Source organism: Luteolibacter sp., assembly GCF_039920825.1.
Taxonomy (GTDB): domain Bacteria; phylum Verrucomicrobiota; class Verrucomicrobiia; order Verrucomicrobiales; family Akkermansiaceae; genus Luteolibacter.
In genome coordinates this window covers 66,836-75,396 of the sequence record NZ_JBDSCX010000035.1, presented here as the reverse complement: position 1 = coordinate 75,396, position 8,561 = coordinate 66,836, and the positions used below count along the sequence as shown (strand labels likewise).

The following is an 8,561-nucleotide window of genomic DNA, read 5'->3' as shown; positions in this document are numbered from 1 at the left end:
CGTCAAACAACTTCTCCACCATGGAAAATCAGAAAATACGCATCCGCCTGCGCGCCTTCGATCACCGCGCGATCGACCGCTCCGCCCAAGAAATCGTGGAGACCGCGAAACGCACGGGAGCCCGTGTTGCCGGCCCTATCCCACTTCCGACCCGTATCGAGAAGTTCTCCGTCAACCGTTCGGTCCACGTCAACAAGAAGTCGATGGAACAATTCGAAGTCCGCACTCACAAGCGTTTGCTCGACATCGTCGATCCTACCGCCCGCACCGTGGATGAGCTCAAGAAGCTTAACCTGCCAGCCGGTGTTGACATCACCATCCGTATCTAAGTTCGGGACGCCTCCGCTTCTCTACTTTCAAATTTCAAATCTCTAATTCTTCCATCGTCATGTCACTCGGCCTCCTCGGCAAAAAAATCGGTATGACCCGCCTGTTCGACCAACAGGCCGGGATCATGATCCCTGTCACTGTCATTGATGTTTCCGGTAATACGGTGCTTCAAGTCAAAACTCCTGAAACCGACGGTTACACCGCGGTCCAAGTCGGCTATGGCGATCAAAAGGAACAACGCGCCACCAAGCCTGCTCTCGGCATTGCCAAGAAAGCCGGTTGCGCTCCAAAACGCTTCATCCAGGAATTCCGCCTCGAAAACGGCGTCACTCCTCCAGCCACCCACACGGGTCTCGATACTTTCACGGAAGGCCAATGGGTTGACGTGATCGGCGAATCCAAGGGCCGCGGTTTCCAAGGTGCGGTCAAGCGCCACGGATTCGGTGGTTTGAAAATGACCCACGGCTCCATGATGCACCGCAGAACGGGAGCCATCGGTTGCCGCTCCACCCCAGGTCGCGTTTGGAAGAACCAAAAGATGCCCGGCCACATGGGCACCACCCGTTCGACCGTTCAAAATCTCAAAATCGTTGCCGTCCGTCCTGAAGACGGTGTCATCCTCGTCTCCGGCGCAGTTCCCGGTTCAAACGGCAACTACGTCACCGTCCGCCCAGCCAAGAAAAAGTCCGCCTGATCCGGTGGCATTCTGAAACCTCTCACGATTCCAAGTCATGTCCGTTAAGACTTTCACAGCAGAAGACGCTCAAGCCGCCAATCTCGTATTGGTCGGTGCCGAGAAAGGTCGCCAAGCCGTTCACGATCTCGTGATCGCCTATCGCGCCAACCGCCGCACCGGCTCAGCTTGCACCAAGACCCGTGGCGAGGTTTCCGGTAACAACCGCAAGATCTACAAACAAAAGGGCACTGGTGGCGCCCGTCACGGCGACAAGCGCGCCCCGATCTTCGTCGGTGGTGGTGTTGTCTTCGGACCACGCCCGCGTGACTATTCCAAGAAGGTTACAAAGACCGTGCGCAAGCTCGCTTTGCGCCGTACCTTGGGTGATCTCGTTCGTGCTGAGAAAATCATCACTGTTCCGTCCTTCTCGATTGCTGATGGCAAGACCAAGTCTTTCATCGCCGCTCTCGACGCAATGACCAAGCCAGGCAAGATTCTCGTGGTTGGAAATTCCTTCGACGATAACACCTACCTTGCTGCCCGCAACGTTGCTTACGCCCAACTCGTCACGGGTTCGGACCTCAACGTCGAACAACTCCTCCTCGCCAACACCATCATCCTCGTGGGTGATGCCGTTCAAACCCTCGCGGCTCGCACCGCCTGAACCCCGGACCTACACCGAGATCATGAAAGACATTTATCAGGTCATTAAAAACGTCCGCCTCTCCGAGAAAGCAACCATGCTTCAGGAGAACAACAACGAGGTCACCCTGGAAGTGGACCGCAAGGCCAACAAGGTTGAAATCAAGCAGGCCGTGGAACAACTCTTCGGAAAAACCGTTCTGGCAGTCCGCACCGCCAACTACGACGGAAAACTCAAGCGCCAGCGTCGTGCCGATGCCGGTCGTACCAACCATTGGAAAAAAGCCATCGTCCGTCTGAAAGAAGGCGAATCGCTTGATCTCGTCTAAGCGAACCACCCGCTTTTTCAAACGTAACCTTTACCGTTCCGATTGTCATGCCACTGAAAACTTTCAAGCCAATCACTCCATCAGCCCGCTACAAGAATCTGCCGTCGTTCGACGAGATCACCAAGAGCAAGCCTGAGAAGAGCCTTCTCACCCCGCTCAAGCGCAGCGGTGGCCGTAACAACACCGGCCGCATCACTTGCCGTCACATCGGCGGTGGCCACAAGCGCCACTACCGTCTGATCGACTTCAAGCGCGGCAAACTCGATGCGCCAGCTACGGTCGTCGGCATCGAATACGATCCGAACCGCACCTGCCGCATCGCCCTCATCCAGTATGAGGACGGCCAGAAATCCTACATCCTCGCTCCTCTCGGCCTCGAAGTCGGAACGACCGTGGTTGCCGGTGCCAATGTTGCTCCGAAGACCGGAAACGCGATGCCGCTCAGCGCCGTGCCACTTGGAACCTCGATCCACAACATCGAGCTCATCCCAGGCAATGGTGGCAAAGTCGCCCGCGCCGCCGGTCAACTCGCCGTGCTTTCCAACCGCGATGGCGGCTGGGCACTGGTGAAAATGCCTTCCGGTGAAATCCGCCGCTTTAACGAGCGTTGCTTTTGCACCATCGGCCAAGTCGGTAACCGCGACCACATGAACGAAACTTCCGGAAAAGCCGGCCGCACCCGCTGGCAGGGCGTTCGCCCGACCGTCCGCGGTATGACGATGAACCCAGTTGACCACCCGAACGGTGGTGGCGAAGGCAAGTCGAAGTCCGGTGGTGGTCGTCAGCACCTTCTCAGCCCATGGGGCCATGCGAAGGGCCAGAAGACCCGCAACAAGAAGAAGACCACCAGCGTCTTCATCGTCGAGTCCCGCCACAAGGCGAAGCGGAAGTAATCCATCAGCGAACCAATTAACGCACTTTAATTATGCCACGTTCCCTCAAGAAAGGCCCATACGTCGATCAAAAGCTCCTTGCCAAGATCGATGCCGTTGCCGAAGCCGGATCCGACCGCAAGCCCATCAAGACATGGAGCCGCAAGTCGATGATCACCCCGGATTTCGTCAGCCATAACTTCGCCGTGCACAACGGCAAGACCTTCGTTCCCGTTTACGTGACCGAAAACATGGTTGGCCACAAGCTCGGTGAGTTTTCCCCGACCCGTTTGTTCCGCACTCACGGCGGCATCGGTAAGAAGTAATCCACCTGGTTTCACACGTTCCAAGTCATGCGCACCGCCATCCATTTCAAAGCACTCGCCGCCGCCCTCGGGTTGTTGGCCGGCGCGGAGATGTGTGTGGCCCAGGCACCGACGGCGGACGAGTTCCAGGAGATCATCACCGAGCTTCAGGAGCAGAACCAAGCCCTTACGCGCAGTCTGGCCGAGTCCAACAAGGGCGAGAAGCAGGCGACCGAGCAATTGGCTCAGGTCAAACTGCAACTCGAACTTCTCGGCAAGAACCTGCTGGACGGCGGCAACGACCGGCAAATCCAGCTCGCTTCCGACTACGAACTCGCCAAAGAGCGCAATTCCGAATTGGAAGCGTCCTTCACGCACCTCGCTGCTTCCGTTCAGGACTACCTCCGTCAGGCGGTGGTCTCCGATCCGGATGCAAGGGTTCGTGTAGAAACTTCACTAAGAGAGCTTGACGCTGTCCTCGGACTGCGCCAGAAGCCCCGCCCCGATATTCGCGCCGGCTCGCTTCAGCAGGCCCGGCTCGTCAGTATCGACCAAACCAGTGGCATGTTGGTTCTCAACCTCGGCGAAAGCCAGGGCGCGAAAATCGGCATGACATTCCGCCTTACCCGCGGGCAGCAGCCCTACGGAAAAGCCATTTTAGCCGACGTCCGCAAGGGCGTCAGCGGTGCCTTTGTCGAACTCGACAACGTCGCCGAAACTCCTCGCATCGGCGATCTCGCCGTCCTCGAAACACAAGCATCCGCGCAGTAACCACTCACGTCCGACGACCCATGGAAGTCAAAAGCACCACAAAATTCGTTCGTCTCTCGCCCAAAAAGGCGCGCGACGTCGCCCGCGAAATCCAAGGCCTCGCCGTATCGAGCGCCCTTGATATTTTGACCTTCACGCCGAAGAAAGCCGCACAGCTTATCGGCAAGACGCTCAAGACCGCCATCGCTGATGCGGAGAACAATTTTTCCCTCGATGCCGGCACGCTCGTCATCAAGGAAGCCGTCATCGGCGCAGGCCCGACGCTCCGCCGCTTCAAGCCACGGGCCAAAGGTTCCGCCGGCCCGATCCTCAAGCGCACCAGCCACATCTCGATCACTCTCGTCGGATCCGCTCCCGAGAAGAAAAAGAAGGCCGCCCGCAAGGTCGCAGCCAAGCCCGCTCCAAAGCAAATCAAAGACACTCCGGCCGAAGCTGTTGCAGCTACCGAAGAAGCCTGAAACCCTCTCATTTAATCTCATCCCTCACCGACCATGGGCCAAAAAGTAAATCCGATCGCATTCCGTCTCGCCGTCAACAAAGACTGGCGCTCGAAGTGGTATGCCAGCGGCAAAGACTACACCGATAAGCTCCACGAAGATCTCGCGATCCGTGGTTACCTCAAGAACAAGCTGGTCAACGCCGGTCTGGCCCGTGTGGTCATCGAGCGTGCGTGGAACAGCGTTCGCGTCACCCTTCACACTTCCCGTCCTGGCCTGATCATCGGTCGCCAAGGCAAGGAAATCGAAGTGATGACCAAGGACATCACCGGTCTTTGCAAAGGTGCCCAGGTCAAAATCGACATCATCGAGATCCGCAAGCCGGAACTTGACGCCCAGCTGGTTGCCGAGCAAATCGCCGTGCAACTTGAGCGCCGGATTTCCTTCCGCCGCGCCATGAAGCGTGCGTTGCAAACCGCCATGGAATTCGGTGCCGAAGGCATTCGTCTCCGTTGCGCCGGCCGCCTCGGTGGTGCTGACATCGCCCGCTCCGAAAGCTATCGCGAAGGCAAGGTGCCTCTTCAAACTCTCCGTGTTCCACTTGATTACGGCTTCGCCGAAGCCCGCACCCTTTACGGCATCATTGGCGTGAAGGCCTGGGTCAACAAGAAGGAAGACGATGGCACCGGTGGCCGTCCGCAAGGACGTGACAACCGGGGTGGTGACCGCGGCGATCGCGGTGGCCGTGGTGGTGATCGCGGAGGCGATCGTCGCCCTCCTCAAAATCGCAACTGATCACTCAATTTTTCAAGAATCTAATTTTTAACCTTTAGGAGGACCGAGTCATGCCTTTGATGCCCAAACGAACCAAGTTCCGCAAGAGCCACCGCGGAAGCCGAGCTGGCAATGCCCAACGCGGAACCACTGTCGCCTTCGGTGACTTCGGTCTGCAAACCCTCGACCGCGGATGGATGACCAACCGCCAGATCGAAGCTTGCCGGATCGCGATCAACCGCTCGCTGAAGCGGAAAGGAAAAGTCTGGATCCGGATTTTCCCACACAAGTCCATCACCTCACGTCCTCCTGAAACACGGATGGGTAAAGGTAAAGGCGCTGTCGAAGGTTGGGTGGCAGTCATCCGTCCGGGCAACATCCTTTTCGAAATCGGTGGTGTCACCGAATCCGCAGCGAAAGAAGCGATGCGTCTCGCATCCTACAAGCTCGGCATCCGCACCCGCCTCGTTACCCGCAATCCGCACGCCTGATCCGTCCGATCAATCCATCCAATATCCGTCTGAATTATGGCCAAAACCAAAGCCAAAGCTACCAGCGAACTGTCGCTTGACGAACTCGCCGTTCGTCTCCGCGACCTCAAGCAGGAATCTCTCAACCTCCGTCTCCAGAAGGCCACCGGCTCGCTGGAAAATCCAGCCCGCATCAAACAGGTGCGCCGCGAAACCGCTCAGATCCTTACGGCTGTCACGGCCAAGAAGAGCGCCTAATCATTGCTCCCAACGCTTCAACCTATTCCAATCATGAGCGAGACTCCTTCGGACGCACAAGTCCACCTCCGTAAAACCCGCGTTGGCGTGGTCATTTCCAATAAAATGGACAAGACCCTCGTCGTCGAACACGTTGCCCGTGTTCCCCATCCCAAGTTCAACAAAATCGTCAAGCGCTCCAAGAAGTACTACGTGCATGACGAAGAGAACCAGGGCCAGATCGGCGACCGCGTCCGTATCGTCGAAACCCGTCCGCTTTCGAAGCTGAAGTGCTGGACGCTCGCCGAAGTCATTTCGCATTGAGTCAGGCTTTGCCGAATCTCACATTTCACATTTCAAATCTCTAATTTTTTCAAGTCATGATCCAGATGGAAACCATGCTCACCGTCGCCGATAACACCGGTGCCCGTAGCGCAAAAATGATCGGCGTGCTCGGCAAGCGCAGCCGCACCGCATGCATCGGTGACGTGATCACCTGCCACATCCGCGATTCCATCCCGACCGCCGCCGTCAAAAAAGGCAGCGTCGTCAAGGCCGTCGTCGTTCGCACCGCTTACCCTATCCGCCGCGCCGACGGTTCGATCCTGCGTTTTGACTCCAACGCCGTGGTGATCATCGACAAGGACAACAACCCGCGCGGCACCCGGATCTTCGGACCCGTCGCCCGTGAGCTTCGTGAGCGTTCGTTCATGAAGATCGTTTCTCTCGCTCCCGAGGTTCTCTGAACCAAGGCATCAACTCCTCACACTTCCAATTTCATGAGCCGCATCAAGACCCACGTCAAAAAAGGCGATCAAGTCGAAATCATCGCAGGCAATCACAAAGGCAAGCGCGGCACCGTGCTCCTGGTGAATGCCGTCAAGGGCAAGGTCACCGTCGAAGGCGGCCGCCCGATCATCAAGGCTGTCAAGCCAACCGAAGCCGAGCCTAACGGCGGTCTCAAGACCATCGACGGCACCGTCCATATCTCCAATGTCAAGAAAGTGGGCTGAAGCATTTCGCTTCGAAAGAAGCGCCTGCACTTCAGCCCGCGCTTAAGCGCCTGAGCAATCAGCGCTGACCCGCAAAAAAATGAGCACTCCAGCACTACAACAACACTACAAGGACAAGGTTATCCCGGCCCTCAAGAAGAGCCAAGGATACACCAACTCCCACCAAGTCCCACGTCTCGAAAAGATCGTGGTCACCTCCTGCATGGGAAAAGCCCCGGACCGCAAGGTAGCCGTTGACGACGCCGTCAACGAGATCCAAAAGATCACCGGCCAGCGCCCGTCCATCACGTTCTCGAAGAAGGCTGTCGCTAACTTCAAGTTGCGCGAAGGTGAAGCTCTCGGCGCCCGCGTCACCCTCCGTGGCGCCCGCATGTGGGAATTCCTCCATCGCTTCATCAACGTCACCGCTCCTAACATCCGCGACTTCCGCGGTATTTCCTCCAAGTCGTTCGACGGCCGTGGAAACTATGCGTGCGGTATCAGCGAGCAATCCATCTTCCCGGAAATCGAAATCGACCAGATCAAGCGCACCATCGGCTTCGACCTGATCTTCGTGACTTCCGCTCCGACCGACGCCGAAGGCCGCGCCCTGCTCATGGAGCTTGGCATGCCTTTCCGCGACATGAAAAAGGCCAACGAAGTTGAAGCCGAGGCCGTAGCTGCCAACTAACAACAAGGAACCAATTTAAAAGAAACACCTGTTATGGCAGTTCTCACCGATCCAATCTCCGATTTCCTCACGCGTTTCAAAAACGCCGCCCGCGCCGGCAATGAGGAATTCTCCGCACCTTATTCCAAGATCAAGGCGGACATCGCCCGCATTCTCCAGGAAGAAGGCTACCTCTGGAACTACGAAGTCGTCACCGGCGAGCGTACGACCCTCAAGGCCAAGCCGAAGTTCATCGACGGCCGCTCGGTCCTTACCGACCTCAAGCGCGTTTCCACTCCCGGCCGCCGCCATTACATCGGCGCGAACGAAGTGCCACGCGTCATGTCCGGCCTCGGCATCTCGATCCTTTCGACCTCGAAAGGCGTCATGTCCGGCGGCTCCGCCAAGAAGCAAAACCTCGGCGGCGAGCTCCTCGCCAACGTCTGGTAAACCCTAACTCGTCAAAGGAAAACACTACCATGTCACGAGTCGGTCTCAAACCAATCTCTGTCCCCGCGAAGGTCGCCGTCAAACTTGACGGCCGCACGGTGATCGTCGAAGGCCCCAAGGGCAAACTCGACTTCCCGCTTCCCGAAGGAATCTCGCTCACCTCGGAAGACGGCACTGTTGTCGTTTCCCGTGCTTCAGAGCTCCGCCAACACAAAGCCCTCCACGGCACCGCCCGCAGCCTCGTTCAGAACATGATCGTCGGCGTCTCGACCGGTTTCGTGAAGGATCTCGAAATCATCGGTGTCGGTCTCCGCGCTGCGGTCAAGGGTTCCGACCTTGACCTCTCCCTCGGTCGATCGCATCCGCTCCTTCACCCCATCCCATCGGGTCTCAACGTCACTGTCGTTGAAAACACCAAGATCAAGGTTGAAGGCATCGACAAGCAGCTCGTCGGTCAGTTCGCTGCCGAAGTCCGCGGCTTCTATCCACCTGAACCTTATAAAGGCAAAGGCGTTCGCTATGTTGGCGAGCACGTCCGCCGCAAGGAAGGCAAAAGCGTCGGCAAATAATCCATTACCGTCGCCCCACACCTCAAACCAATTACGG

At 57.5% G+C, this 8,561-nt stretch carries 16 protein-coding genes and 1 pseudogene; all 17 read left to right on the top strand.

Annotated features, from left to right (window positions below; all coding sequences use genetic code 11):
- The first annotated feature begins 20 nt into the window (after positions 1-20).
- The 17 genes and pseudogenes from rpsJ (at position 21) to rplF (ending at position 8,524) form a co-directional block, all read left to right on the top strand.
- Complete coding sequence (gene rpsJ, locus ABIQ96_RS08850; protein ID WP_348214209.1) at positions 21-329, top strand: 30S ribosomal protein S10; 309 nt, start codon at positions 21-23, stop codon at positions 327-329.
- 59 nt (positions 330-388) lie between these two features.
- Entirely contained in the window at positions 389-1,024 is a 636-nt protein-coding gene (gene rplC, locus ABIQ96_RS08845; protein WP_348214208.1) for a 50S ribosomal protein L3, read from the top strand.
- 37 nt (positions 1,025-1,061) lie between these two features.
- Positions 1,062-1,670 (top strand): 50S ribosomal protein L4, encoded by a 609-nt coding sequence (rplD, locus tag ABIQ96_RS08840; protein ID WP_348214207.1) that lies wholly within the window; start codon positions 1,062-1,064, stop codon positions 1,668-1,670.
- Positions 1,671-1,692: 22 nt separating this feature from the next.
- Positions 1,693-1,977 (top strand): 50S ribosomal protein L23, encoded by a 285-nt coding sequence (rplW, locus tag ABIQ96_RS08835; RefSeq protein WP_348214206.1) that lies wholly within the window; start codon positions 1,693-1,695, stop codon positions 1,975-1,977.
- A gap of 47 nt (positions 1,978-2,024) precedes the next feature.
- Positions 2,025-2,870 carry a 50S ribosomal protein L2 gene (gene rplB, locus ABIQ96_RS08830; RefSeq protein ID WP_348214205.1) on the top strand — a complete coding sequence of 282 codons (846 nt, stop codon included), beginning with the start codon at positions 2,025-2,027 and terminating at the stop codon, positions 2,868-2,870.
- A gap of 32 nt (positions 2,871-2,902) precedes the next feature.
- On the top strand, positions 2,903-3,175 hold the full coding sequence (gene rpsS, locus ABIQ96_RS08825; protein WP_348214204.1) for a 30S ribosomal protein S19: 273 nt from the start codon (positions 2,903-2,905) through the stop codon (positions 3,173-3,175).
- Between the two features lie 27 nt (positions 3,176-3,202).
- Positions 3,203-3,925, top strand: a complete 723-nt coding sequence (locus ABIQ96_RS08820; RefSeq protein WP_348214203.1) for a hypothetical protein — start codon at positions 3,203-3,205, stop codon at positions 3,923-3,925.
- A gap of 20 nt (positions 3,926-3,945) precedes the next feature.
- A pseudogene (gene rplV, locus ABIQ96_RS08815) lies at positions 3,946-4,266 on the top strand (50S ribosomal protein L22); the annotation flags it as partial.
- Positions 4,267-4,416: 150 nt separating this feature from the next.
- Positions 4,417-5,157 (top strand): 30S ribosomal protein S3, encoded by a 741-nt coding sequence (gene rpsC / locus ABIQ96_RS08810; protein ID WP_348214202.1) that lies wholly within the window; start codon positions 4,417-4,419, stop codon positions 5,155-5,157.
- A 50-nt stretch (positions 5,158-5,207) separates the two neighbouring features.
- Positions 5,208-5,627, top strand: coding sequence for a 50S ribosomal protein L16 (rplP, locus tag ABIQ96_RS08805; RefSeq protein WP_348214201.1), 420 nt, complete (start codon positions 5,208-5,210; stop codon positions 5,625-5,627).
- Between the two features lie 36 nt (positions 5,628-5,663).
- Positions 5,664-5,864 (top strand): 50S ribosomal protein L29, encoded by a 201-nt coding sequence (rpmC, locus tag ABIQ96_RS08800; protein WP_348214200.1) that lies wholly within the window; start codon positions 5,664-5,666, stop codon positions 5,862-5,864.
- Between the two features lie 33 nt (positions 5,865-5,897).
- Complete coding sequence (gene rpsQ / locus ABIQ96_RS08795) at positions 5,898-6,167, top strand: 30S ribosomal protein S17 (protein ID WP_348214199.1); 270 nt, start codon at positions 5,898-5,900, stop codon at positions 6,165-6,167.
- A gap of 56 nt (positions 6,168-6,223) precedes the next feature.
- A complete protein-coding gene (gene rplN / locus ABIQ96_RS08790; protein WP_348214198.1) occupies positions 6,224-6,589 on the top strand; it encodes a 50S ribosomal protein L14 in 366 nt (121 codons plus the stop codon).
- A 33-nt stretch (positions 6,590-6,622) separates the two neighbouring features.
- On the top strand, positions 6,623-6,856 hold the full coding sequence (rplX, locus tag ABIQ96_RS08785) for a 50S ribosomal protein L24 (RefSeq protein ID WP_348214197.1): 234 nt from the start codon (positions 6,623-6,625) through the stop codon (positions 6,854-6,856).
- A gap of 79 nt (positions 6,857-6,935) precedes the next feature.
- Positions 6,936-7,526 (top strand): 50S ribosomal protein L5, encoded by a 591-nt coding sequence (rplE, locus tag ABIQ96_RS08780; protein ID WP_348214196.1) that lies wholly within the window; start codon positions 6,936-6,938, stop codon positions 7,524-7,526.
- Between the two features lie 33 nt (positions 7,527-7,559).
- Positions 7,560-7,955 carry a 30S ribosomal protein S8 gene (gene rpsH, locus ABIQ96_RS08775; RefSeq protein WP_348214195.1) on the top strand — a complete coding sequence of 132 codons (396 nt, stop codon included), beginning with the start codon at positions 7,560-7,562 and terminating at the stop codon, positions 7,953-7,955.
- Between the two features lie 29 nt (positions 7,956-7,984).
- Complete coding sequence (gene rplF / locus ABIQ96_RS08770; RefSeq protein WP_348214194.1) at positions 7,985-8,524, top strand: 50S ribosomal protein L6; 540 nt, start codon at positions 7,985-7,987, stop codon at positions 8,522-8,524.
- Positions 8,525-8,561 lie beyond the last annotated feature (37 nt).